This is a genomic window from Nocardioides caldifontis (assembly GCF_008087345.1).
In the GTDB taxonomy this organism is placed as follows: domain Bacteria; phylum Actinomycetota; class Actinomycetes; order Propionibacteriales; family Nocardioidaceae; genus Marmoricola_A; species Marmoricola_A caldifontis.
The window spans coordinates 116367-139943 of record NZ_VHIB01000012.1; the positions used below are offsets into that span (position 1 = coordinate 116367).

General features: G+C 72.8%; 21 protein-coding genes. 11 read left to right on the top strand and 10 right to left on the bottom strand.

Translation table 11 applies throughout. From position 1 onward, the window contains the following. Positions 1-7: 7 nt before the first annotated feature. Entirely contained in the window at positions 8-523 is a 516-nt protein-coding gene (locus tag FIP57_RS18965) for a hypothetical protein (RefSeq protein ID WP_148575112.1), read from the bottom strand. A gap of 133 nt (positions 524-656) precedes the next feature. Further along, positions 657-1142 carry an NUDIX domain-containing protein gene (locus tag FIP57_RS18970; protein WP_148575113.1) on the bottom strand — a complete coding sequence of 162 codons (486 nt, stop codon included), beginning with the start codon at positions 1140-1142 and terminating at the stop codon, positions 657-659. Positions 1143-1393: 251 nt separating this feature from the next. On the opposite strand from FIP57_RS18970, the gene miaA reads away from it, so the two are divergent. Further along, complete coding sequence (gene miaA / locus FIP57_RS18975; protein ID WP_148575114.1) at positions 1394-2314, top strand: tRNA (adenosine(37)-N6)-dimethylallyltransferase MiaA; 921 nt, start codon at positions 1394-1396, stop codon at positions 2312-2314. Positions 2315-2317: 3 nt separating this feature from the next. On the opposite strand, the gene FIP57_RS23385 is transcribed toward miaA, so the two are convergent. Continuing rightward, complete coding sequence (locus FIP57_RS23385) at positions 2318-2494, bottom strand: hypothetical protein (protein WP_162529870.1); 177 nt, start codon at positions 2492-2494, stop codon at positions 2318-2320. A 140-nt stretch (positions 2495-2634) separates the two neighbouring features. Here FIP57_RS23385 and ggt point away from each other — a divergent pair, with 140 nt between their 5' ends. From ggt to hflX, 4 genes are read left to right on the top strand one after another with little or no spacing between them, the layout of a single operon-like run. Further along, on the top strand, positions 2635-4479 hold the full coding sequence (gene ggt / locus FIP57_RS18980) for a gamma-glutamyltransferase (RefSeq protein ID WP_148575115.1): 1845 nt from the start codon (positions 2635-2637) through the stop codon (positions 4477-4479). A gap of 20 nt (positions 4480-4499) precedes the next feature. Further along, on the top strand, positions 4500-4967 hold the full coding sequence (locus FIP57_RS18985) for an SRPBCC family protein (protein WP_148575116.1): 468 nt from the start codon (positions 4500-4502) through the stop codon (positions 4965-4967). After that, a complete protein-coding gene (gene dapF / locus FIP57_RS18990; protein WP_148575117.1) occupies positions 4964-5794 on the top strand; it encodes a diaminopimelate epimerase in 831 nt (276 codons plus the stop codon). The genes FIP57_RS18985 and dapF overlap by 4 nt, the downstream gene beginning before the upstream one ends. 23 nt (positions 5795-5817) lie before the next feature. Beyond that, the gene (gene hflX / locus FIP57_RS18995; protein ID WP_148575118.1) at positions 5818-7362 is read left to right on the top strand and encodes a GTPase HflX; all 1545 of its coding nucleotides are present in this window, start codon (positions 5818-5820) and stop codon (positions 7360-7362) included. Positions 7363-7365: 3 nt separating this feature from the next. Here hflX and FIP57_RS19000 read toward each other — a convergent pair whose 3' ends face one another. Then, positions 7366-8043 carry a hypothetical protein gene (locus tag FIP57_RS19000; RefSeq protein ID WP_148575119.1) on the bottom strand — a complete coding sequence of 226 codons (678 nt, stop codon included), beginning with the start codon at positions 8041-8043 and terminating at the stop codon, positions 7366-7368. 135 nt (positions 8044-8178) lie between these two features. Here FIP57_RS19000 and FIP57_RS19005 point away from each other — a divergent pair, with 135 nt between their 5' ends. Together FIP57_RS19005 and FIP57_RS19010 are read left to right on the top strand one after the other, a co-directional pair. Next, positions 8179-9330 (top strand): sensor histidine kinase, encoded by a 1152-nt coding sequence (locus tag FIP57_RS19005; RefSeq protein WP_148575120.1) that lies wholly within the window; start codon positions 8179-8181, stop codon positions 9328-9330. Next, complete coding sequence (locus FIP57_RS19010) at positions 9327-10022, top strand: response regulator (protein ID WP_148575121.1); 696 nt, start codon at positions 9327-9329, stop codon at positions 10020-10022. Before FIP57_RS19005 ends, FIP57_RS19010 begins: the two co-directional genes overlap by 4 nt. On the opposite strand, the gene FIP57_RS19015 is transcribed toward FIP57_RS19010, so the two are convergent. After that, positions 10009-10680 carry a hypothetical protein gene (locus FIP57_RS19015; protein WP_148575122.1) on the bottom strand — a complete coding sequence of 224 codons (672 nt, stop codon included), beginning with the start codon at positions 10678-10680 and terminating at the stop codon, positions 10009-10011. The two genes, FIP57_RS19010 and FIP57_RS19015, sit on opposite strands and share 14 nt — an antisense overlap. A gap of 127 nt (positions 10681-10807) precedes the next feature. On the opposite strand from FIP57_RS19015, the gene FIP57_RS19020 reads away from it, so the two are divergent. Further along, positions 10808-11368, top strand: a complete 561-nt coding sequence (locus FIP57_RS19020) for a LemA family protein (protein WP_148575123.1) — start codon at positions 10808-10810, stop codon at positions 11366-11368. Between the two features lie 70 nt (positions 11369-11438). Next, on the top strand, positions 11439-13490 hold the full coding sequence (locus FIP57_RS19025; protein ID WP_275266178.1) for an ATP-dependent DNA helicase: 2052 nt from the start codon (positions 11439-11441) through the stop codon (positions 13488-13490). Here the strand turns inward: FIP57_RS19025 and FIP57_RS19030 are convergent. Together FIP57_RS19030 and lexA are read right to left on the bottom strand one after the other, a co-directional pair. Continuing rightward, positions 13468-15021 (bottom strand): MXAN_6640 family putative metalloprotease, encoded by a 1554-nt coding sequence (locus FIP57_RS19030; RefSeq protein WP_148575124.1) that lies wholly within the window; start codon positions 15019-15021, stop codon positions 13468-13470. The genes FIP57_RS19025 and FIP57_RS19030 overlap by 23 nt on opposite strands. Positions 15022-15220: 199 nt before the next feature. After that, entirely contained in the window at positions 15221-15937 is a 717-nt protein-coding gene (lexA, locus tag FIP57_RS19035; protein WP_148575125.1) for a transcriptional repressor LexA, read from the bottom strand. Between the two features lie 294 nt (positions 15938-16231). Here lexA and FIP57_RS19040 point away from each other — a divergent pair, with 294 nt between their 5' ends. Then, complete coding sequence (locus FIP57_RS19040) at positions 16232-16657, top strand: LysM peptidoglycan-binding domain-containing protein (RefSeq protein WP_162529871.1); 426 nt, start codon at positions 16232-16234, stop codon at positions 16655-16657. Here FIP57_RS19040 and FIP57_RS19045 read toward each other — a convergent pair. From FIP57_RS19045 to FIP57_RS19055, 3 genes are all read right to left on the bottom strand, one after another. Next, on the bottom strand, positions 16630-18255 hold the full coding sequence (locus FIP57_RS19045) for a phytoene desaturase family protein (RefSeq protein WP_148575127.1): 1626 nt from the start codon (positions 18253-18255) through the stop codon (positions 16630-16632). The two genes, FIP57_RS19040 and FIP57_RS19045, sit on opposite strands and share 28 nt — an antisense overlap. Further along, positions 18252-19457, bottom strand: a complete 1206-nt coding sequence (locus FIP57_RS19050) for an aminomethyl transferase family protein (RefSeq protein ID WP_162529872.1) — start codon at positions 19455-19457, stop codon at positions 18252-18254. The genes FIP57_RS19045 and FIP57_RS19050 overlap by 4 nt, the downstream gene beginning before the upstream one ends. 71 nt (positions 19458-19528) lie before the next feature. Beyond that, entirely contained in the window at positions 19529-21640 is a 2112-nt protein-coding gene (locus FIP57_RS19055) for a prolyl oligopeptidase family serine peptidase (protein ID WP_238993595.1), read from the bottom strand. Between FIP57_RS19055 and FIP57_RS19060 the strand changes: the two genes are divergently transcribed. After that, positions 21536-23569 (top strand): ABC transporter substrate-binding protein, encoded by a 2034-nt coding sequence (locus tag FIP57_RS19060; protein WP_238993596.1) that lies wholly within the window; start codon positions 21536-21538, stop codon positions 23567-23569. The two genes, FIP57_RS19055 and FIP57_RS19060, sit on opposite strands and share 105 nt — an antisense overlap. Positions 23570-23577 lie beyond the last annotated feature (8 nt).

Sequence of the window (23577 nt, forward strand, 5' to 3'; positions counted from 1 at the left end):
GCGCGCGTCAGGTCGTGGTCTTGCGTGCGCCCTCGGGGTCGCGGCGTAGCTTCTCGTCCTGGATCGGGTCGGGGAGCGGTTCGCCGACCGTACGGTCGATCCCCATGTGGTCCCCGTCGTGAGAGGTCCGGGACGGGTCGTCCTGCAGGGGAACCGTGTCCCGCTGGGAGACGTCGACGGCGTCCCACTCGGTGGGGCTGCTGTCGAACTCGCCGTCCGTGCGCTGCACCGCCGTACCTCGACTGCCCGTGCCCTCGATGCCACCGAGCCCCTCACCGACCGGACGACCTTCGTGGCTGGCCGGGCCGGTGCGCTCGCTGGACACGCCCATGTCGCCCGAGAGCCCGTGCGGGCCGGTGCTGTTGGGGTTCGAGGCGCGGTTCTCGTCGGCCTGCGCGCGGGTCGGCGCGTCGGGGCCGGGCTCGCCCTCGGGTGTCGTCGGAGCCGGGATGGTCTGCGGCCCTTCCGGGGTGCTGGAGGGCTGGACCTCGGGCTCGGGTACCTGCTGCGGATCGGTGCTCATGGCGCGTCCTTCCTCCGACAGTCGGTCTTCGATGACCGTGCCCGACGCTCCCGCGCCACAAACGCGCGCCACGAGGGGCGGTTCGACACCCTCGACGCGCGCCACGAAGGGCGGTTCGACGCCAAGAAGCGGGTCAGAAGCCGTAGGTGAGGATCGGGGGGAGCGGGCGGCCGGTGCGGAGGGAGTCGGCGAGCAGCCCGAGGAGGTACCCCTCGTGGGGCACCATCGGCTCCGGCGGGGCCGAGGGGCGGAACCACCCGAGCCCGACCGCCTTCCGCGGCTCCTGGACGGCGGGTTCGCCCTGCCAGCGTCGGGTGGTGAGGAAGAAGTCGACCCGCTGCTCGACCGGGTCGTTCACCCCGGGCAGTGTGCGCTGCATGGTGCACAGCGGCTCGACGTCGTCGGGTGCGACGGCGATCCCGAGCTCCTCGACGGCCTCCCGCGCCGCGGCGACCTGGACCGACTCGCCGAGCTCGACGTGGCCGGCGGCCGCGCTGGCCCAGTGGCCGGCCATGAACGTCGTCGCCGGCCCGCGCAGCTGCAGCAGCAGCTCGAGGTCGGCGCCCTCACCACGCAGCAGCAGCAGGTAGGCCGCGGGCACGACCTGGAACCGGTCCATGCGCCGAACGGTAGCCGGGCCCGGGGAGCGGGGCGTCGCGGCGGAAGCAGGTCACCGCCCGCGACGCCCTCCCCGGTGCCCCCGTGGGCGTCCCGAGGTCGTGTGGCCGGTTGCCGCGCACACGGCTTCGACCAGGACCTGAGGCCCGCACCGTTGTCCCGAGTCCGTGAACCGGAGCACCGTACTCCCGGCTCCGGCGGCTGCGCGAGCCCCTGTCTGCACCTGTCCCACACCCTGGGAAGATTCGCCCCATGGCCGCCCCCGACCCCGCCCTGCCGGTCGTCGCGGTGGTCGGCCCGACGGCGGTCGGGAAGTCCGAGCTCTCCCTCGACCTCGCCGAGCGGCTGGGCGGCGAGATCGTCAACACCGACTCGATGCAGCTCTACCGCGGGATGGACATCGGCACTGCGAAGCTCCCGCCCGAGGAGCGCCGGGGCATCCCGCACCACCTGCTCGACGTGCTCGACGTGACGCGGACGGCGACGGTGGCGGAGTTCCAGGCGTGGGCGCGCGCCGCGATCGCCGACTGCCGCGAGCGGGGCGTGGTGCCGGTCCTGGTCGGCGGGTCGGCGTTGTACGTCCGGGCGGTGCTCGACCGGTTCGAGTTCCCAGGCACGGACCCGGCCGTGCGGGCCCGGCTCGACGCCGAGCTCGCGGAGCGCGGCCCGCTCGTCCTGCACCGCCGGCTCGCCGAGCGCGACCCCGAGGCGGCCGCGAAGATCCTGCCGAGCAACGGCCGGCGGGTCGTCCGCGCCCTGGAGGTGATCGAGCTGACCGGGCGCCCGTTCAGCGCCACCCTCCCTCGCCAGGAGTACGCCGACCCCGCGACCGTGCAGGTCGGTCTGGACTGTCCGAGGCCGGTCCTCGACGAGCGGATCGAGGAGCGGGTCCGCCGGATGTGGGAAGCGGGGCTGGTCGACGAGGTGCGCGCGCTCGAGCAGCAGGGGCTGCGGGAGGGGCTGACCGCGAGCCGGGCGCTCGGCTACCAGCAGGTGCTCGAGCTGCTCGCGGGCACGTGCACCGAGGAGGAGGCATTCGACGCCACCGTGCGCGGGACGCGCAAGTTCGCCCGCCGGCAGGACTCCTGGTTCCGCAAGGACCCCCGGATCCACTGGGTCGCCTTCGACGCGCCGGACCGCGTCGAGCAGGCGGTCGCCGCCGTCACGGCCTGAGGGTCACCCGGCGCGGCGTACCTCCACCGGCGGGTCGCAGAGCTCGAGCAGCACCACCGCCGCGTCGCAGTCGGTGCAGCAGTAGGAGAAGGGGTCCTCGTCGACGGGCACGAGGACGCGTCGGTCACCGCAGTCGGGGCAGAAGCCGTCCACCCCTCGGAGCATGAGTACCTCGTCCATGCCAGAACGGTGACACGGGGCTCCGACAGAATCCGCGACGACGCGCCCGCCAGGGGTTGTGCGGAGGGCGACAAGGGGAGTAGGCCGGAACCCGCACCCCGTGGCGCTGCACCCTGCGCCCCCGCACCCCGGAGGTCCTGATGGCTCCTCGGTCCCGTCGTCCCCTCGTCGCCCTCGCCTCGACCGCAGCCCTGGTCACCGCCGTCCTCGCGGTCCCTGCCGCGCCGGCGGCCACCGTGGAGCGGGCGGCCGCACCACCGGGGCTCGGCAAAGCACCGGTCGCCCGCGGCACCGGCGGCGCGGTGGCCTCGGTCGATCTCGCCGCGAGCCGGGTCGGGCTCCAGGTGCTGAAGCGTGGCGGCAACGCGGTCGACGCCGCGGTCGCGACCGCTGCGGCCCTCGGCGTGACCGAGCCCTACAGCGCGGGCGTCGGCGGGGGCGGCTACCTCGTCCTCCACGACGCCCGCACCGGGAAGGTCCGCACCATCGACGGCCGCGAGACCGCCCCCCTCGCGATGCCCCGCGACGCGTTCGTCGACCCGGGGACCGGGGAGCCCTACCCGTTCACCCCCGACCTCGTCACCAGCGGCGTCTCCGTTGGTGTCCCCGGCACGGTCGCCACCTGGGACACCGCGCTGCGCAAGTGGGGCACCTGGAGCATGCGCAAGGCGCTCGCGCCCGCCGCCCGGCTGGCCGAGCGCGGGTTCCGCGTCGACCGGACCTTCGCGCTGCAGACCGCGGAGAACCAGGAGCGGTTCGAGGCCTACACCACGACCCCGCGGCTCTTCCTGCCCGGCGGTGCCCCGCCCGAGGTGGGCAACCGGTTCCGCAACCCCGACCTCGCTCGCACCTACCGCACGCTCGGCGAGCGCGGTGCGAAGTGGTTCTACGAGGGCCGGCTCGCCCGACGCATCGCCGCGCTCGTCCGGAAGCCACCGGTCAGCCCGACCACCGACCTTCCGGTCCCGGCCGGCTTCATGCGGCCGCGCGACCTCGCGAGGTACCGCACGGTGGTCGCACCGGCGACCCGCACCCGCTACCGCGGGCTGGACGTCTACGGGATGCCACCGTCCTCCTCCGGCGGCACCACCGTCGGCGAGGCGCTCAACATCGTGGAGGCGCTGGTCCGCCGCAAGCCGTCGATCACACAGGTGCTCCACCGCTACCTCGAGGCCAGCGCCCTCGCGTTCGCCGACCGCGCCGAGCACCTCGGCGACCCGGCGTTCACCGACGTCCCGGTCGGCCGGCTCCTCGACCAGCGGTTCGCCCGCGAGCGCGCCTGCCTGGTCTCGCGCGACGAGGCGCTCACCAAGCCCGTCGACCCCGGCAACGTCCGGCGCTACGACGGGAGGTGCGCGACCCGGACCTCCGGCGACGCGTCGACGGCCGAGGACACCGAGAACCGCGAGACCACCAACCTCACCGTCGTCGACCGCTGGGGCAACGTCGTCGAGTACACCCTCACCATCGAGCAGACCGGCGGCTCCGGGCTGCTCGTCCCGGGGCGCGGGTTCCTGCTCAACAACGAGCTCACCGACTTCAGCACCGAGTGGGAGCGCGGCGACCCGAACCGGATCCAGCCGGGTAAGCGGCCGCGGTCGTCGATGTCGCCGACGATCGTGGCGCGCGGCGGCAAGCCGTGGATCGCGCTGGGCAGCCCGGGCGGCTCGACGATCATCACGACCGTGCTCCAGGTGCTGCTCAACCGCGTGGAGCTCGGCATGCGGCTGCCGCAGGCGGTCGCCGCGCCGCGGGCCTCGCAGCGCAACACCGAGAACGTGACCGCCGAGCAGCGGTTCATCGACCGGTGGGGCACCGCGCTGGGCGCTCTCGGCCACACCTTCACCCCCGCCGGCGAGCCGGGCACGAGCGCGGCCGAGATCGGTGCGGCGACGGCCATCGAGCTGCGCGGGCGGAACCTGGTCGCGGTCGCGGAGCCGACGCGCCGCGGCGGTGGTTCGGCCCTGGTGGTGCGTCCACGCTGAGTGGGTGTACGAAAGGACCCATGGCTGCCACCTTCACGGTCGAACGCACGCGCACCATCCAGGCTCCGGTGGAGAAGGTCTATCCGCTGATCGCGGACTTCCGGCAGTGGCCGCGGTGGTCGCCGTGGGAGGACGTCGACCCCGACCTGCACCGTTCGTACGGCGGTGCCGAGTCCGGTCGCGGGGCGACGTACGCCTGGTCCGGGAACCGGAAGGCCGGAGCAGGCAACATGACGATCACCGATGCCGAGCAGGACCGGTTCGTCGACATCGACCTGGTCTTCGAGAAGCCGTTCAAGGCGCGCAACCGCACCACGTTCACCCTCACGCCGCAGGGCGGCGCGACCGTCGTCACGTGGCACATGGAGGGGCCCCGTCCGCTGCTGATGCGGATCATGGGGCCGCTGATGAACCCCGACAAGTTCATCGGCAACGACTTCGACAAGGGGCTCGACCGGATGGCGCTGACCGCGCCGGCCCCCGAGTGACGCGGTTCCTGAAGGGGCACGGCACGGAGAACGACTTCGTCCTGCTCCCCGACGCCGACGGCGCCGCCGGCGAGCCGGGTCCGGAGCTGGTCCGCGCCCTCTGCGACCGGCACGCCGGCCTCGGTGCAGACGGTGTCATCCGCGTCGTCCGCACCGACGCGACCGACGACCCGGCAGCGGTCGCGGCGCGGGGTGAGGCGCGCTGGTTCATGGACTACCGCAACTCCGACGGCTCGCTGAGCGAGATGTGCGGCAACGGCGTGCGGGTGCTAGGACGCTACCTCGTCGACCGCGAGGGGGAGGACCCCGCGACGCCGCTGCCCGTGGCGACCCGTGCCGGGGTCAAGTGGCTGGCGTTCGACGGCGACCTCATCACCGTCGACATGGGGCGCCCGCGCGTCGAGGGCACGACGACCGTGGCGGTGGGGGAGCGCCGCTGGGAGGCGCGCCACGTCGACATGGGCAACCCGCACGCGGTGGCGTTCGTCGACGACCTCGCGGACGCCGGACCGCTGCTCGACGAGCCCGCGTACGACGCGGCCGTCTACCCGCACGGCGTCAACATCGAGTTCGTCGTACGGCGCGGGGAGCACCACGTCGCGATGCGGGTCCACGAGCGCGGGTCGGGGGAGACCCGGTCCTGCGGCACGGGAGCCTGCGCCGTGATGGTGGCCGCGGCGCTCGCCGACGGGCTCGGTCGCGGGTCGGCGTACGACGTGGACGTGCCGGGCGGAAGGCTGCGGATCGCGTGGACCGAGGACGACCGGGTACTGATGACAGGACCCGCGGTCCTCGTCGCGGAAGGTAATTGGGTCGCCGGTCGTTGAGACCGGTGCGACCCTGGAGGCATATGACCACGAACAAGCACGACTACGACGCCGAGCTGCCCGGCACCACCGAGATCGAGCTCGACGACGACCTCTTCGACGACGAGGCCGACGACGAGGTCGACGACGAGGTCGACGACGACTGGGAGTCCGGCTACGAAGAGCCGGTCGCCTGGACCGAGGCCGACCCCGAGGACGACGGGACCACGGGCGAGTGGGACCTGGAGGAGCGCTACGCGCTCAAGCGGGTCGGCGCGCTGCGCACCGAGCTCGAGGACATCACCGAGGTCGAGTACCGCCAGCTCCGGCTCGAGCGGGTCGTCCTCGTCGGCGTCTGGACCGAGGGCACCACGGCGGACGCCGAGAACTCCCTGGCCGAGCTCGCGGCCCTCGCCGAGACCGCCGGCTCCGAGGTTCTCGAGGCGCTCTACCAGCGACGGCAGCGGCCCGACCCGGCCACCTTCATCGGCCGCGGCAAGGTCGACGCGCTGCGGGAGATCGTCGAGCACACCGGCGCGGACACCGTGATCTGCGACGGCGAGCTCGCGCCCAGCCAGCTGAGGAACCTCGAGGACCGGGTGAAGGTGAAGGTCGTCGACCGCACCGCGCTGATCCTCGACATCTTCGCCCAGCACGCGAAGTCGCGTGAGGGCCAGGCGCAGGTCGAGCTCGCCCAGCTGAACTACATGAAGCAGCGGCTCCGCGGCTGGGGTGGCAACCTCTCCCGCCAGGCCGGTGGCCGCGTCGGCTCGCAGGGCGGCGGCATCGGGGGCCGCGGTCCCGGCGAGACCAAGATCGAGACCGACCGGCGCCGGATCAACACCAAGATCGCCAAGCTCCGGCGCGAGCTGAAGCACATGGCGACCACCCGCGAGACCAAGCGCTCCGAGCGGCGGCGCAACGCGGTGCCCGCCGTGGCGATCGCCGGCTACACCAACGCCGGCAAGTCCTCGCTGCTCAACCGGCTCACCGGTGCCGGGGTGCTCGTCGAGGACGCCCTGTTCGCGACGCTCGACCCGACGACGCGGCGGACCACCACCTCCGACGGGCGGGTCTACACGCTGTCCGACACCGTGGGGTTCGTGCGCCACCTGCCGCACCAGCTGGTCGAGGCGTTCCGCTCCACGCTCGAGGAGGTGGCGGACTCCGACCTGGTCGTGCACGTGGTCGACGGCTCGCACCCCGACCCGGAGGGCCAGCTCGCCGCCGTGCGGGAGGTCTTCGGGGAGATCGGGGCCGACAAGGTGCCCGAGCTCGTGGTGATCAACAAGGCCGACGCCGCCGACCCGCTGGTGCTGGCCCGGCTGAAGGCCGCCGAGCCGCACTCCGTCGTGGCCTCCGCCCGCACGGGCGAGGGCATCGACGAGGTGCTCGCCGCGATCGAGGGCGAGCTGCCGAGGCCAGGGGTCGAGTTCGACGCGCTGCTGCCTTACGAGCGGGGAGACCTGCTCAACCGGATCCACACCAACGGCGAGGTCGAGGCCCTCGAGCACACCGGCGAGGGCACCCGCGTCCGTGGGCGCGTGAACGCCGACCTCGCGGGTGACCTCGCCCCCTACCTGGTGTAGCGGTCAGGCGGCCGCCGGGCTCGCGGCCGGTGCCGCCGGCACCGGCTGCGCCATCCGGCGGCCGAGCAACCCGAACGCGAAGGCGATCGGGAGCACGATGTTGCCCATCGACGTGACGCTCGTGACCACCAGCGCGAGCGGGAACGCCAGGGCGAGCAACCACGCCGAGGCGCGCGGCCGGACGCCTCGCCGGAGCAGAGTCACGCCCAGCACCGTCGAGCCCAGCATCGTCACGAGGACGACCGGGATCGACACCAGGAACACCGTGTCGAGCAGCGCGTTGGGGTCGCCGGACCACTGGGTCCAGTACTCGCCGACGACGCTGAGGCACGCGGCGCCGTACGCCACGAGGACGACGCGCCAGGCGCCCTTCTCGAAGCCGCGCGGCCGCCGCTGCCGGTGGACGAGCAGCGCGCAGAGGAAGAAGGCGACGAAGACCGGCAGCCAGAGCTTGCCGTAGGTGACGTAGACGAGGTCCGCGTCGGCCCAGCCGAGCAGCTGGTGCAGGGCGTCGTCGGCCGGCTCGGCCCAGGCGCGCACGAGCCCGGACTCGAGGTCGGAGCGCCCGTCGGCGGTCCGGAACCGGGCGAGGGCGTGCAGCTGGCCGAGGACGAGGCCGAACCACGCGGAGAACCAGGCGGCGCGGCCGACCAGGGCACGGTGGCGTTCGAGGAGTTCCATGGGTGTTCCTTCCGGGAGACGAGCTGGCCTCCGACGCTAGGAACGGCGGCCCCTCCCGGTCGTCCACCCGGCGATCGCACCGACGTCAACCCTGGGTTCGACGTGCACGGCCGTGCGTCGTCGTACCCTCGGCGGATGGAGCAGCCGACCGGGCCCACCTGGCGCGACGCGCTGGTCCCGCTCGGCCTCCTCACGGTGGGTGCCCTCGAGCTCGCGTCGCTCGGCACCGAGGGGTGGCTCGCCGGCATCGGGCTGGAGGCGCTCGCCTCGGCGCTCCTGGTGCTGCGCCGGTGGCGTCCGCTCGTCTTCGCCACGGCGGGCGCGGTGGTCCTCGGGGCGATGCCCTGGTTCGGACCGCAGCTGGACGACGCGGCCGCACCGATCCTCTACCTCGCGGTCGCGGTCTACGCGCTCGCGCGGTGGGTCGCCGACCTCCGCGGGCTGGTCGGCGTCGGCGTGGTCCTCGCGACGCTGTTCTTCGACCACGTCACCGTCGACGTGCGCGCGGAGGACTGGTCGGACGCGGTGTTCCTGCTGGCGCTCACCGTGCCGCCGTACGTCGTCGGCCGGATCACGCGCAAGCTCGCCGACCAGGCCGAGCTGCTCCGCCGGAATCAGGAGCTGGTACGCCGGGAGGCGGTGCGCGCCGAACGCGACCGCATCGCCCGTGAGCTGCACGACGTGATCGCCCATTCGGTCAGCGCGATGGTGGTGCAGACCGCGGCCGCGCAGGACCTCGTGCGCACCGCGCCGGAGCGGGCCGAGGCCGTGCTCGCGGACGTGGCGTCGACCGGCCGGCGTGCCCTCGTCGAGACCGGCCGGCTGCTGCACGTCCTCCGGGACGAGGCGGGGGAGCTGGGGCTCGACCCGGCGCCCGGCGTCGCCGACCTGCCCGCGCTGGTGGACGGGTTCCGGCGCAGCGGCCTGGCCGTCGCGCTGGAGGTCGACGAGCCCGTGCCCGCCTTGGCTCCCGGGCTCGACGTGTCGGCCTACCGGATCGTGCAGGAGGCCCTCACCAACGCGCTCAAGCACGGCTCGGGCCGCCGCGCCCGGGTGCGGCTGTCCGCCGATGCAGGAGAGCTGCGGATCGTGGCGACCAACCCGGTGGGGGAGGCGCGCGGCACCGGCAGCGGGTTGGGGCTGGTCGGCATCGGCGAGCGCGTGGCGCTCCTCGGCGGCCGCCTCGAGCACACGGCGGCGGAGGGGGAGTTCCGGCTCTCGGTCACGCTGCCGCTGGAAGCGGGCGCCGTTGCGCCCGCGCCGCTCCCGGCGGCGGAGCCGGCATGACGTCCGTCGTCGTGGTCGACGACCAGGAGCTCGTCAGGTCGGGGCTGCAGATGGTGCTCGAGGCACGCGGCTGCTCCGTGGTCGGTACGGCGGGCGACGGCCGCGCGGGCATCGAGCTGGTCCGGCGCACCGACCCCGACGTGGTGCTCATGGACATCCGGATGCCGGCGCTGGACGGGATCGCGGCCACCCGGGCACTCACCGAGGCGCAGGTGCGGTCCCGGGTGCTCGTGCTGACCACCTACGACCTCGACCACTACGTCTACGAGGCGTTGCGGGCCGGTGCCGCCGGGTTCCTGCTCAAGGCCACCCCTCCGGACCGGCTGGTCGACGGGGTGCGGACGGTGGCCGCCGGCGAGGCGCTGCTCGCGCCGTCGCTGACCCGACGGCTGATCGAGGAGCACGTCCGCCGGCCGGCACCTGTCGCCGGGGTGCCGACGGCGCTCCGCGACCTCACCGAGCGCGAGCTCGAGGTGCTGGCCCTGGTGGCCCGCGGGCTCAGCAACGACGGCATCGCGGAGCGGCTCGTGGTCAGCCAGGCGACGGTCAAGACCCACCTCAACCGGATCCTGGCCAAGCTCGCGCTGACCAGCCGCGTCCAGGCGGTGGTGCTGGCCTACGAGTGCGGGCTGGTCGTGCCCGGAGGGGCCGGGGTCCCCGACCCCGCCGGTGGCGCGTTCAGCGGAACGTGAGGTTGCAAGCCTCGGTCCACCGGTCCTCGACGAGCGGCTCGACGTCGTGGCCGAGCCAGATCTCGCAGCGGCGGATCGTGGTCTCGAGCAGGTCGACGAGGAGCGACTCCGGGTCCGGCACGCAAGCGACCGCGATGCCGGCGACCGACTTGTGCACGATCGCGGGGGCGCCGCGGTCGTGGAAGTGCTTGTTGGTCTGACCCTGGTCGAGGAAGCGCACGGCCCACTCCCGTGCCAGCGGCACGGCGTCGAGGGCCGCCCGCGTCTCCGGTGACGACGGGAGCCCCAGCGCTGCCAGCTGCCGCTCGCAGATCATCAACCCGACCGCCAGCACGTTCTGCCGCTCGGCGGCGACGACCGGGAGGGCGACCGTCGCGGCGTGCCGGGCGATCAGCGCGTCGACCTCGGGCGCATCACCGGTCAGCCCGATGACCCGGGGGATGAGGGGCGCCAGCCGGGGACGGCCGGCGTCGGAGACGTGGTCGTTGACCGCCCGGGCGAGGACCGCGAGCAGCGGGTGGGTGCAGCGAGGGTGGTCCGACCACGGCTCGCCGGCGAGGTAGGAGGCGAGCTCCATGAAGCAGGCACCCTTCCGGGGGCTGCGGTGCTTGCCCCGGGAGAGGACCGGCATGAGCTCCGGTACCTGGTTGATGGCCATGGCACCAGGTTCCCCCTCCCCGGTCCTCCATGCATCCCCCGAGCCGGGATCGCGGGCCGTTCGTCCCCCCGTTCGGACCTGCGGGCATGCAGAATGACGCGCGTCGTCCCCCTCGGAAAGGGTCTCCATGGTCTGGGTGCTCGTCGTCCTCGCGGTCCTCGTGCTGGTCGCGGTGGTGTTCGTCGTCGGGTTCAACCGGCTGCGCCGGCAGGACGTCGCCGTCGACGAGGCGCTGGCCGGCATCGACGTTCAGCTCACCCGCCGGGCCGACCTGGTCCCCAACCTGGTCAACACGGTGAAGGGGTACGCCGCCCACGAGCGCGGGGTGCTCGAGGAGGTCACGGCCGCGCGGGCCGCCGTACAGCAGGCCGCCGGAGGCGGGAGCGTGCCGGACAAGGCGGCCGCCGAGGCGCGGCTCGACCGGGCCCTCGTCAACGTCTTCGCGGTGGCCGAGGCCTACCCGGAGCTGAAAGCATCGTCGAACTTCCTGCAGCTGCAGGGCGAGCTGGCGGCCACCGAGAACCAGCTGGCCGGCGCCCGGAAGCAGTACAACGACGCGGCCGGCGACCTGAACACGACCGTCTCCACGGTGCCGTGGATGTTCTTCTCCGCGGCGGCACGGGTCTCCAAGCGGCCGTTCTACGAGGCCCCCGAGGCCCAGGCGGCACCGCCGACGGTCACCTTCTGACCACCTCTCCCCAGCCGCGGGGCTGAGCCCGTCCGGTGTCGGTGGCCGGGGTTAGGGTGCCCCGGTGACCGTGTCCGAGACCGCCGAGGGAGCGACGGCCGCGCCCCCGCAGGACGGGTCGGGCGGCTCGTCGTCGCGCCCGGGGGTCCGGGAGGTCCTCGCCGCGGCGGTGGCCTCGCTGGGCGGTCAGGAGCGGCCCGGCCAGGTGCGGATGGCCGAGGCGGTCGCCGACGCGATGGGCGACGGGGTGCACCTCCTCGTGCAGGCCGGGACCGGCACCGGCAAGTCGCTGGGCTACCTGGTCCCGGCGCTGCTCCACGACAAGCGGGTGGTGGTCGCGACCGCGACGCTGGCGCTGCAGCACCAGCTCGTCGAGCGCGACATCCCGGCGCTGCTGGAGGCCGGCAAGCACGTGCTGCGCGAGGTGCCGAGCTACGCAGTGCTCAAGGGGCGCTCCAACTACGCCTGCCTGCACCGGGTCCGCGAAGGGGTGCCGGACGACCAGGGCGCCCTCGTCGAGGTCCCGGAGGGGTCGATGGGCTCCCAGGTGCTCGAGCTGCGCAGCTGGGCCGAGGAGGAGGCGGAGCGCGGCGGCGCCGGTGACCGCGACTCCGCGCCCCGCCACACCGACCGGATCTGGCGGCAGGTCTCGGTGTCGGCCCGCGAGTGCCTCGGCGCGGCGAAGTGCCCGTTCGGCGGCGAGTGCTTCGCGGAGCGGGCCCGCGACCGCGCGGCGAAGGCGCAGGTCGTGGTCACCAACCACTCGCTGCTCGCGATCGACGCCATCGAGGGTGTCCCGATGATCCCCGAGTACGACGTGGTGGTGGTCGACGAGGCTCACGAGCTGTCCGCCCGGGTGACCCAGGCGGCGACCGACGAGCTCACCCCGGTCCAGGTCGAGCGAGCCGCGAAGCGCGCCGCCCGGCACGTCGCCGGCATGGAGGCCGACGACCTGGCCGACGCGGCCGACGAGCTGCGGGACGTGCTCGCCGATTGCGAGCCGGGGCGGCTCGACCCGGTGCCGACCGCGGTGGCCGACGCCCTCGCACTGGTGCGCGACTCTGCGCGCACGTTGGCCTCCGCGTTCGGCAAGGACTCCGGCGACGACGCCGGCGTGACCCAGGCGAAGGGGTGGGTGCAGGAGGTCTTCTCCACCGCCGAACGGATGGCCGCGCAGTCGGACGGCGACGTCATGTGGATGACGCTGCGCGAGACCGGCCGCGGGGGAGTGATGCTCAGCGTGGCGCCGCTCCAGGTGTGGGGGCCGCTGCGCGACAAGCTGCTGGCCGAGAAGACCGTCGTGTTCACCAGCGCCACGCTCAAGCTCGGCGGCGACTTCACCGCACTCGCGACCACGATCGGGCTGAAGCCGGCCGAGCGGATCGGCGAGGACGACGCGCCCGAGGGGCGGTCCGGGTCGTCCGAGCGGGGTGACGACGTGCAGCCGTGGCGCGGCATCGACGTCGGGTCGCCGTTCGACTACGGCAAGCAAGGGATCCTCTACGTCGCCGCGCACCTGCCCCGACCGGGGCGGGACGGGCTGGCCGCCCGAACCCTCGACGAGATCGTCGACCTGGTGGACGCCGCGGACGGTCGCGCCCTCGGGCTCTTCTCGAGCCGGCGGGCTGCGGAGGCCGCGGCGGAGGCGTTGCGCCAACGGCTGCCGCACCTGACCGTGCTCGCCCAGGGCGACGCACAGCTTCCCGAGCTGACCAAGCAGTTCGTCGCCGACCCACACACCTGCCTGTTCGGCACGCTCAGCCTCTGGCAGGGGCTCGACCTGCCCGGCGAGACCTGCCAGCTGGTGGTCATCGACCGGATCCCGTTCCCCCGCCCCGACGACCCGCTGATGTCGGCACGGCAGCGGGCGGCCGACCGGGCCGGTCGCAACGGGTTCATGACCGTCTCGGCGACCCACGCCGCGCTGCTGATGGCGCAGGGCGCCGGACGGCTGATCCGGACCGGCACCGACAAGGGGGTCGTGGCGGTGCTCGACCCGCGGCTGGAGGGCACCAGCTACGGCGGGTTCCTCCAGGCGTCGCTGCCGCCGATGTGGCGGACCACCGACCGGGCCGTGGTGCTGGGAGCCCTGCGCCGGCTCAGCGGTACGTCTTCGCGGTGAAGGAGCTCTTGAGCCGGTCGTCGAGCGGGGAGCCCTGGCAGGAGTAGCGGGTGCTGCCGTCGCAGCGGTAGCGACGGCTCGCGTTGACGAGGGTCAGCTCCACACGGCGCACCTTGCCGGTGGCGAAGGGCACCACCACCCGCCCGGCGCCCGAGGTGTCGAGGGTGATCCGTCGGTGCTGCAGCCCGCGGGCGCGGACCACGGTGATCAGCGCGGCGGGTGCCCGGCCGGCGGCCGGCATGTCGACGGTGAGCCGGAGCTTCCAGCCGCGCATCCCCTTCGCCGGGCGGAACTGCCAGGAGCGGCTCGACATGTGGTCGAGGCGGAACGCGACCTTGCGAAGCTTCGGCTTCCGCTTGGTGAGGACGTAGCTGTCGGTGAGGGGAGAGGGCAGGTAGGCGGCCCCCTCGTCGTAGTGGCGCGCCGGGTGGCGGTTCGCCTCGGCGAAGCCGGCGTAGACGGTGGTCAGCGAGCTCCCGCGCGCCGTGAGCTCCTGGTCGAGCGCCCGCATCGAGTAGGTGTGGCCGTCCTGCGCGGTCTCCCCGGCACGCTCCCACACCGACCGGACGATCGTGGGCAGTTGCCCCGTCTCGCCCGGGTGGCGCAGCGAGAGGTAGCGCCAGAAGATCCAGCTGCCGTAGACCGCGAGGTCGGTGGGGTCGTCCAGCGAGCGCTGCGGGACCGCCATCTGGCTCACCGCAAGGTACTGCCGGTTGTCGTTGACCTCGGTGAACAGCTCGTCCTCGACCCATGCCGCCGTCCCCTCGAGGAGCCAGTCGTCCTCGAGCACGTCGTAGGCGTACTGCACGGCGTGGAAGAACTCGTGGGCGGCGGTGGCCCGGAGGTTCCCGAGCGGGTCGCCGGGGAACTCGCGGAAGTCGTTGTCGAGCACGCACGAGACCGGCGCGGTGCGCCCGACGAAGCCGCCGTCGGTGCGGCACATGCCGTACTGGAAGTTCCGGCCGACGTTCGCGAGGTAGACGTCCAGCCGCTTGTCGGGCCCCTGGGTGCCCTGCCCCCGGTCGGGCAGCGGCGCGCGGTAGCCGGCCGCCGTGAAGGCATTCCACACCCGCTCCATGACCGCGGACGTGCCGTCGACCTGGTCGGGGATGCCGTTGCCGTCGGCGTCCTTGGCGGGCGGGGCGTCGCTGGTGCCCACCTCGTAGTGGACGCAGACGTGGGCTGAGCACACCGGTGTCGGGACCGCCTTGCTGAGCGCGGCGACGGTGGCGGCGGGGTCGGTCGGGCGGGCGAGGTAGCCACGAGCCCGTGCGCGCTCCGCGGGGGCCAGCTCGTCGAGGCGGACGGCGAGGTCGCGGAGGAGGAGCGTCGCCTCGCGGCCGTGGCGGGCGGTGCCGCTCGCGCGGCGCGACCGGCTGGTGTCGAACAGCGACTCCACCGCGGAGAGCGCGTCCCGTGCCGCCGGCGAGGACGAGGCTGGCTGGGCCGAGGTCGCGGCCGCGGGGAGGAGGCCGAGCCCCGCGATCAGGGCGGACGCAGCGGCGAGGACGAGGGGGCGGAGCACAGGCACCGCGTCATCCTCTCCTACGGGCGGGGAACGGGCACCGGTTATCGGCCGGGCTGTGAGCAACCCGGCAGCGGGTGGCTTCTGCAGTGGACGGACGACCGGCCGCCCAGCCGGTCCTGACCCGAGGGCGAGACGGGAAGGACGGCGGGCGGCCGGACGGGTGTGGGGCGGGAGAGGACCGCTCGGTCAGACGCGGCGTCGGTCAGACGCGGCGGAGGACCGTGGTGACCTTGCCGAGGATCGTGGCGTTGCGGCCGTCGATCGGCTCGTAGGCGTCGTTGTGGGGGAGCAGCCAGACCTCGCCGCCGCGCCGCTGCAGCGTCTTGACGGTGGCCTCGCCGTCGATCAGCGCGGCCACGATCTCGCCGTTCTCCGCGGTGGGCTGCTGGCGGACGACGACGTAGTCGCCGCTGCAGATCGCGGCGTCGATCATCGAGTCGCCGACCACCTCGAGGAGGAACAGGGTGCCTTCGCCGACCAGCTCCTTGGGCAGCGGGAAGACGTCCTCGACGCGCTCCTCGGCGAGGATCGGGCCACCGGCGGCGATGCGGCCGACCATCGGGACGTACGCCGGCGTGGGGCGGGCGTCGTTCACGCCGGTCTCGTCGACCTGCTCCTCCGGCGCGGAGACGGTCAGCGCCCGGGGACGGTTGGGGTCGCGGCGGATGTACCCCTTCTCCTCCAGGGTGCGCAGCTGGTGGGCCACGGAGGAAGAACTGGTCAGCCCCACCTTCTGGCCGATCTCGCGCATGCTCGGCGGGTAGCCCCGCGCGGCGAGCGACTCGCGGATGACGGTGAGCACCCGCTGCTGCCGGGGGGTCAGCCCGCTGGCGTCCGCCGGGCCGTCGGGGAGCTCGCGGACCGCCGCGCCGCCTCCTGTCTCGGGGTTCTCCGTCGGGGTGCCGCGCTTGCCTGCCATGGGTGCCTCTCTTCCGCTGGTCGTGCGGCTCACGTTAGACCGTGCCGCGGTCGCGCTCAAACATGTGTTCGAACGGGCGTGTCGTGTCACGGAAGGGTCACGAGGGACTCCTGGGGGTTGTGTGGTTCGAACAGGCGTTCTAACGTCGTACGTGTGTTCGATCGAACGTGAGTTCGGAACCGGGGTCTGCGGCGCGATCGCAGAAATGTCGGAGCCCCCGCGTAGACCTGCTCCATGACGACAGAGCACCACGACCGAGCGAGGACCGTCCTCGCCTTCCCCAGGAGGTCGACCATGAGCACGAGCACCCTGACCAGCACCACCGACGCCCGCGTCCGGGGCTCCGTCCCGGCCCAGCGCGTCCCCGCACAGCGGGGCACGCCCGATGCCCGGATCCGTGACCGCCGCCCGGCGCCGGCACCGCAGGGGCGGGTGCGGCTCACCCGCCGCGGCCGCGTGGTCGTGACGCTGTTCCTGCTCGCGCTGGTCCTCGCGGCCGCGGTCCTCCTCGGTGGCACCTCCGTGGCGACCGGCGACGCCGGTGCCGACGTCCCGACCCGCACGATCGTGGTCGGTGAGGGCGACACGCTGTGGGAGATCGCCGGCGAGGTCAGCGAGACCGGTGACGTGAGGGAGATGGTCCACCGGATCGAGAAGCTCAACGCGCTCCCCGGCCCGGCCCTCGAGGTCGGTCAGGAGCTGGCGGTCCCCGTCGAGTGAGCCCCGACCCGTCCCGCGGCGACGTCGTTCAGCACCCGCCGGCTGGCCAGCCGGCCGGGCGAGCCGATGACGCAGCCGCCGGGGTGGGTCCCCGACCCGCACTGGTAGTAGCCCTGGATCGGGGTGGCGTAGCGGCTCCAGCCGGGGGCCGGGCGGAAGAAGTACATCTGCGGCGCGAGGAACTCGCCGGCGAAGATGTTGCCCTCCGTGAGCCCGGTGTGCTGCTCGATGTCGACCGGCGTCACGACCTCCCGGTGGAGGACGAGCTCGCCGAAGCCCGGGAAGTGCTCCTCGAGCACTGCCTGCGCCCGGTCGCCGAACCGCTCCCGCTCGCTCTCCCAGTCGCTCCCGCGCAGCTCGTAGGGGGCGTACTGCACGAAGCACGACATGACGTGCTTCCCCGGCGGGGCCATGTCGGGGTCGACGACGGACTGGATCGCGGCGTCGATGTAGGGACGGTCGCTGTACCACCCGTACTTCGCCGCGTCGAAGGCCCGCTCGACGTACTCGATCGTCGGCCCGATGTTGAGGAAGCCGCCGTAGTGCTCGACGGTGTCGGGCAGGGCCGGGAACACCGGCAGCCCGTCGAGGGCGAAGTTCACCTTCGCCGAGACGCCGCGGAACTTCATCCGCTCGACGCTGTCGACGAGCTCGCCGGGGAGGCCGCGCGGGTCGACCAGCTCGAGGAAGGTGCGGCGCGGGTCGAGCGCCGAGACCACGATCGGCGCGCGGAGCTCGGTTCCGTCCTCCAGCGCCACACCGACGGCGCGCTCGCCCTCGGTCAGCACCGCGGTGACCGGCGCCTCGAGCCGGATCTCGGCGCCGAACGCCTCCGCGGCCCGGGCGAGCACCTGGGTGAAGCCGCCGTTGCCACCCTTGTGGAACGCCCACGACCCCAGGTGTCCGTCGTGCTCGCCCATCTTGTGGAAGAGGAGGACCAGCCCGGAGCCGGGTGACATCGGGCCGACCTTGGACCCGATGACGCTCGAGGAGGCGTGGTACCCCTTGACCCCCTCGTGGACGAAGTAGTCCTCGAGCCAGTCCGCCGCGCTGCCGGTGAGGAGCCGCACGACGTCGTGCATCACCCGCCGCTCGACACCGCTGAGGTGCTTGACTAGCCAGTCGACGTCGACACGGTCCTCGGGATCGGTGCTGAAGACGTCCGGCGGGGCGTTGTCGAGAAGCGGTCGCACCGCCTGCACCACCCGGTCGAGGTCGTGGTGGTAGCGGTCGTAGGCGTCGGCGTCGCGAGGGGAGTGGCGTCGTACCTCCTGGACGTTCTGCGCGTGGTCGTCGCCCATCAGCAGGTAGTCGCCGTCGCCGGTCGGGTGGAACGACGAGGGCATCATCAACGGCAGGAAGCCGTGGCGCACTAGGTCGAGCTCCTGGATGATCTCCGGGCGCAGCAGGCTCAGCGCGTAGGAGAACGTCGTGAACGAGAAGCCGGGGAGGAGCTCCTCGGTGATCGCCGCGCCGCCGACCAGGTGGCGCCGCTCGAGGACCAGCGTGCGGAGCCCCGCCTTGGCGAGGTACGCCGCGTTGGTCAGCCCGTTGTGGCCGCCGCCGACCACAATGGCGTCGTACTGGGGTGCGCTCATGGTTTGGCCGTCTTCCGTGCGGGGTTGAAGAAGGGCAGGGGGGCGGTCCGGACGTCGACCGTGGTGTTGCGGTGGTTGACGACGACTTCCATCCGGAGCTCCGTGCCGGTCTCCGCGAGCGCCGGCGTGACCCGGGCGAGTCCGACGTGGCGCTGCAGCACCGGGGAGTACAGGAAGCTGGTCACGAAGCCGGCCGGCGCACCTTCGGCGTCGTACAGCATCTGCTCGTACGGCGGCGGGTGCTCGCTCTTCGACGGCAGCAGCCCGGCGTCCCGGTGGAGCCGGTCCCAGTGCTGCCAGTCGACGACGATGCCGACCGTGGCCCACCGCGACGAACCCTCGGCGAGCTCGCGGCGGATCGCCTGCCGTCCGAGGAAGGGGCGGGTGTCGTCGTCGATGCCGCGGAGCATCCATCCCATCCCGAGCTCGGTCGGGGTCACGCGCTGCGCATCGGTCCAGGCGGTCCGGCTGTTGGTCCAGTCGACGTCGATGAGGGGGAGGCCGGCCTCGATGCGGAGCATCATCAGCGCCTCCTCCCCGAAGGGGCGGATCCCGTGGTCGCGTCCCGCCTCCAGCACCGCGTCGAGGACGGCGACCGCCTCGTCGGCGGGGACGGTGAGCTCGTAGCCGAGGTCGCCGGTGTAGCCGGTCCGCGACAGCGTCACGGCGGTCGAGCCGACCTTCGCCTGCGTGTGCTGGAAGTAGCCGAGCCCGTCGGTCTCCGGCGAGAGCGCCGAGAGGACGGTGCGGGAACGCGGCCCCTGGATCGCGACGATCCCGTAGTCGTCGGAGACGTCCTCGAGCTCCACGCGCAGCCGTCCGCGGTGCGAGTCGAGCCACCCCAGGTTGGGCCGCGCGGCGGTCAGCAGGAAGTCGTTCGCCGAGTGGCGGAAGACGACCCCGTCCTCCATCACGAAGCCGCGGTCGTCGCACCACAAGGTGTACAGCGCCCGCCCCGGCCGGCAGCTCCGGATGTCGCGGACCAGGAGCCCGGCGAGCAGCTGCTCGGCATCGGGGCCGCTGATGCGGTACTTGAACAGCGGCGAGGTGTCGAAGACGCCGACGCTGTTGCGGACCGCGAAGTACTCGTGCTTCGGCGCGGTGGTGTAGCGCAGCGGGGAGAGGAACCCCTGCCAGTGCGTGTAGAGCCCCTGTGAGTTCAGCTCGCTGAGCCGCGGGTGGAACGGTGTCGTGCGGATCAAGGGCCCACCTCTTCCTGACTCGCGAGTCAGGATAGCCACACCGCGACCCTCACCGGCAACAACCTTCCGGCTCAACGGGGGAGGAGCTTGTCGAGGAGCCAGGCCTGGACCTCGGCCTCGTAGGCGAGGTGGGCGTACCGCCCGGACGGCCCGGTGTGCGCACCTGCTCCGGTCTCGACGCGGAACAGGCAGCGCGGCGACCACGCCGGGTCGGTGTGGCGCAGCTCCGCGACCCACTTCGCCGGCTCGGCCACCATCACCCGCGGGTCGTGCACGGCACCGGTCACCAGGAGGTCGGGGCGTGAGCCGGCAGGCGGCGGGTTGTCGTACGGCGAGTAGGCGAGCATCCAGCGGAACTCCTCCTCCCGTCGCGGGTCGCCCCACTCGCCCCACTCCTGCGGGGTGAGCGGCACCGAGGCGTCGAACATCGTCGTCACCACGTCGACGAACGGCACCTCGGCGACGACCGCACGCCACCGGTCGGGGCGCTGGCTGAAGACCGCGCCCTGAAGCAGCCCGCCCGCGCTAAGCCCGCGGGTCGCGATCCGGGCGCCGTCGACGAGCCCGTCCGCCGCCAGCCCGTCGGCCACCGCGACGTGGTCGGTGAAGGTGTTCTGCTTCCGGCTCAGCCGCCCGTCGAGGTACCAGCCACGACCGCCCTCGCCGCCGCCTCGGACGTGCGCGTGCACGAAGACCACGCCACGGTCGAGCAGCGAGGGCAGCCCGGCGTCCCACTCGGCCTCGAACGTGTACTCGTACGCGCCGTACCCGTAGAGCAGGGCGGGCGCGGTCCCGTCCAGCGCCGTCTCCCGATGTCGTACGACGGTCGCCGGCACCTGCACCCCGTCGGCGGACGGGAAGAAGTGCCGCTCGCAGACGTACCTCGACGGGTCGTGTCCCGGAGCCTCCTGCCGGTGGGCCTCTCTCCGCTCACCGGTGGTCAGGTCGAGCGCTGACCAGCTCCATGGGTGGACGTAGGACCCGTCGGCGACGAGCACCTCGTCCACGTCGTACTGCGGGTTGGGTGCCAGCCGCACCGTGCCGGTCTGGAAGAGTGGCCGCACCACGAGGGGCGGTTCAACACCGTTCCCGCGCACCACGAGGGGCGGCTCAACACCAGAGAGGAGGGTCGGCAGCGGATACACGTGCAGGCGGCGCTCGAACCCGGTCCGGACGGTGAGGACGGCGTGGCCGGCGAAGGCGTCGACGCGCTCGATCCGCACGGCCGGGTCCTCGGGCAGCACCTCCCGCCAGGTCGACGCGTCCTGGTGGCCGTCGCGGGGGACCGGGGCGCACATCAGCCGGAACTCCTGGGCGCCGTCGTCGGTGACGACCAGCAGCGTGTCCGTGCCGTCGGGGAGGAGCGCGTGCTCGGCGTGGTAGCTCACCCCCGAGCGGCGGCCACCGACCGACCACGGCCGGGCGTCCGGAGCAGCGGTGTCGAGCACCCAGACCTCGTTGGTGTCGGGGGAGCGCGCCCAGACCACCGCGAGCCGCCCGGTCCGGCAGGCGCGGAGCTGCAGCTCGAACCGCGCGTCGTCCTCCTGGAGCACCAGCTCGTCCTCGTCGGCCGGGGTGCCGAGCCGGTGGCGCCAGACCTGGAAGGGGCGGTAGCTGTCGTCGGTGCGGGTGTAGAGGAAGGTCCCGGCGTTCCACGCGCCGCCGTAGTAGGTGCGCGGCACGTCGTCGGGGAGGTCCCTCCCGGCGGCCAGGTCGCGGAACCGGAGCCGGTAGACCTCGTCGCCGCGCACGTCGTACGAGTAGGCCAGCAGCCGCTCGTCGGGGCTGACCGCGGTCAGCCCGAGCTCGACGTACTCCGACCCGCCGGCGAGTACGGAGACGTCGAGGAGCAAATCCGACTCACGTGCGGATCCCCCCGAAATTGCCCCGTCATGCTGCGGATCCGTGGCCAGTGAGCCCCCTGACGTGTTGAGATCACGCAACAACTGGGGGTGTTCGCTTCCCGCCGGCGTCCGGGTGTAGTAGGAAAAGCGGTCACGGCGGATGCTGACCGACGAGTCAGTTGCCGGGGTCCGCTGCACCATCTCGGACCGAAGCTCCTCGACCAGGGAGGCCACATGGCCGGTGGCAATGTCGTAGAAGGACCGCTCGGTGGCGAGGTGAGCCAGGACATCGGGGGCGCCGACGTCGCGCAGCCACTGGTAGGGGTCCGGGCGCACCACTCCGTGCTCGGTGTGCTCGAACGGACGGCGGGGCGCTTCCGGAGGCTCGGGCGGCATGGGCGGCACCGTAGTGCGATCGGGGTCGTCGCTGCAGCGACCTTGTTCCTGGGGCTGCCGGCGATGGCGCCGGCGGCTGCCGAGGAGGCGGACGGCGGGACGGTCACGTTCACGGTCGCGATGGACAACGAGGTGGACTCGTTCAACCCGTTCCTCGGCATCGAGGCGGAGTCCTACGAGATGTGGGCGCTGATGTACGACTACCTCATCGGGTACTCGATGCAGGACATGTCGCCGGAGCCGACCGGGCTGGCCGAGGACTGGGACAGCTCCGACGACGGGCTCACCTGGACCTTCGACATCCGCGACGGGATCACCTGGTCCGACGGCGAGCCGCTCACCGCACGTGACATCGCCTACACGTTCAACCGGGTCCTCGACGGCGGCCCGGAGGCGCAGACCTGGGGGTCGTACCTCACCTCGGTCACCAAGATCACCGCGCCCGACGACGAGACGGTCGTCCTCGAGCTCTCCAAGCCCAACGCCGTGCTGCCGCTGCTGCCGATCCCGATCATCCCCGAGCACGTCTGGAGCGACGTCAGCGAGGACCAGGTCAAGAGCTACGCCAACGAGCCCGAGGGCGGCACCCCGGTCGTCGGGTCCGGCCCGTTCCGGCTCGTCGAGGGCACCGCCGGCGGGTCCACCGCGCGCTTCGAGGCGCGCGACGACTACTGGAAGGGCAGCCCGCACGTCGACGAGGTCGTCTACCGGGTCTTCAAGAGCAAGGACTCCGCGGTCCAGGCCCTCATCAAGGGCGAGGTCGACTACGTCGAGGACGTTCCCGCGCTCCAGGTGAAGGCGTTGGAGAACCAGGAGGGGATCACCGCGCACTTCGGCGACTCGCCCGGGTTCGACGAGATCGCCTTCAACGTCGGCGCCGTGGACACCGAGACCGGCAAGCCGATGGGCGACGGCCACGAGGCCCTCAAGGACCCGGCGTTCCGGTTCGCCCTCGGCTTCGCGATCGACCGCGAGCGGATCATCGAGACGGCGTACCAGGGGGCCGGCGAGCCCGGCGACAGCATCATCCCGCCGTCGTACGGCGACGTGCGCTGGGAGCCGCCGGAGGACGACCGGTTCACCTACGACCCCGAGCGCGCCGACGAGCTGCTGACCGAGGCCGGCTACGGGACCGACGCGTCCGGCAACCGGCTGATGCCGGACGGCAGCGACTTCGGGACCCTGCGGCTCTTCGCCCGCGGCGAGAGCGACACCTCGGTCACGGTGATGGACCTGTTCAAGGAGTGGCTCGCCGACCTCGGCATCAAGGCCGAGATCACCGCGATGGAGAGCAACAAGCTGACCAACGTGATCCTCGAGGGCGAGTTCGACGCCTTCGAGTGGGGCTGGTACGTCGAGCCCGACCTCGACTCGATGCTCAGCTACCTGACCTGCGACCAGCTCGGCGGGTGGAACGACGCGTGGTACTGCAACGAGGAGTACGACCGGCTCTACGAGGAGCAGAACCAGGCGGTCGATCCCGAGGAACGCGTCGAGCTCATGAAGGAGATGCAGGAGATCTTCTACTACGACGCGGCGTACCTCGTCACGGCGTACGGCGCCACGGGCGAGGCGCTGCGGACCGACCGGTTCGCCTGCTTCCAGCCGCAGCCGGACCCCGGCGGCATCTGGCTCTTCCAGTACGGCGTCGCCAACTACCTCAACATGCGGCCGGCCGACGAGGCCGGGGACTGCGACGGGATCCAGAACGCGGTGGGGGTGGCCGGGACGTCGACCTCCTCGTCCTCCGGCGGTGACGAGGGGTCCAGCCCCTGGGTGCCGGTCGCCGGCGGGGTGGTCGTCCTCGCGCTGCTCGCCGGTGGCGGGATCTGGGCCTTCCGGCGGCGCGCGACGGCCGCCGAACGGGAGTGACCTGACAG

Excerpts from the sequence above, each read along its gene's own strand:
- hflX (WP_148575118.1), top strand. The coding sequence starts at position 5,818 with ATGACCACGAACAAGCACGACTACGACGCCGAGCTGCCCGGCACCACC.
- FIP57_RS18965 (WP_148575112.1), bottom strand. The coding sequence starts at position 523 with ATGAGCACCGATCCGCAGCAGGTACCCGAGCCCGAGGTCCAGCCCTCC.
- FIP57_RS19000 (WP_148575119.1), bottom strand. The coding sequence starts at position 8,043 with ATGGAACTCCTCGAACGCCACCGTGCCCTGGTCGGCCGCGCCGCCTGG.
- FIP57_RS19040 (WP_162529871.1), top strand. The coding sequence starts at position 16,232 with ATGAGCACGAGCACCCTGACCAGCACCACCGACGCCCGCGTCCGGGGC.
- lexA (WP_148575125.1), bottom strand. The coding sequence starts at position 15,937 with ATGGCAGGCAAGCGCGGCACCCCGACGGAGAACCCCGAGACAGGAGGC.
- FIP57_RS19045 (WP_148575127.1), bottom strand. The coding sequence starts at position 18,255 with ATGAGCGCACCCCAGTACGACGCCATTGTGGTCGGCGGCGGCCACAAC.
- FIP57_RS19005 (WP_148575120.1), top strand. The coding sequence starts at position 8,179 with ATGGAGCAGCCGACCGGGCCCACCTGGCGCGACGCGCTGGTCCCGCTC.
- FIP57_RS18985 (WP_148575116.1), top strand. The coding sequence starts at position 4,500 with ATGGCTGCCACCTTCACGGTCGAACGCACGCGCACCATCCAGGCTCCG.
- FIP57_RS19060 (WP_238993596.1), top strand. The coding sequence starts at position 21,536 with ATGGCCGGTGGCAATGTCGTAGAAGGACCGCTCGGTGGCGAGGTGAGC.
- FIP57_RS18970 (WP_148575113.1), bottom strand. The coding sequence starts at position 1,142 with ATGGACCGGTTCCAGGTCGTGCCCGCGGCCTACCTGCTGCTGCTGCGT.
- FIP57_RS19010 (WP_148575121.1), top strand. The coding sequence starts at position 9,327 with ATGACGTCCGTCGTCGTGGTCGACGACCAGGAGCTCGTCAGGTCGGGG.
- FIP57_RS23385 (WP_162529870.1), bottom strand. The coding sequence starts at position 2,494 with ATGGACGAGGTACTCATGCTCCGAGGGGTGGACGGCTTCTGCCCCGAC.
- ggt (WP_148575115.1), top strand. The coding sequence starts at position 2,635 with ATGGCTCCTCGGTCCCGTCGTCCCCTCGTCGCCCTCGCCTCGACCGCA.
- FIP57_RS19015 (WP_148575122.1), bottom strand. The coding sequence starts at position 10,680 with ATGGCCATCAACCAGGTACCGGAGCTCATGCCGGTCCTCTCCCGGGGC.
- miaA (WP_148575114.1), top strand. The coding sequence starts at position 1,394 with ATGGCCGCCCCCGACCCCGCCCTGCCGGTCGTCGCGGTGGTCGGCCCG.
- FIP57_RS19020 (WP_148575123.1), top strand. The coding sequence starts at position 10,808 with ATGGTCTGGGTGCTCGTCGTCCTCGCGGTCCTCGTGCTGGTCGCGGTG.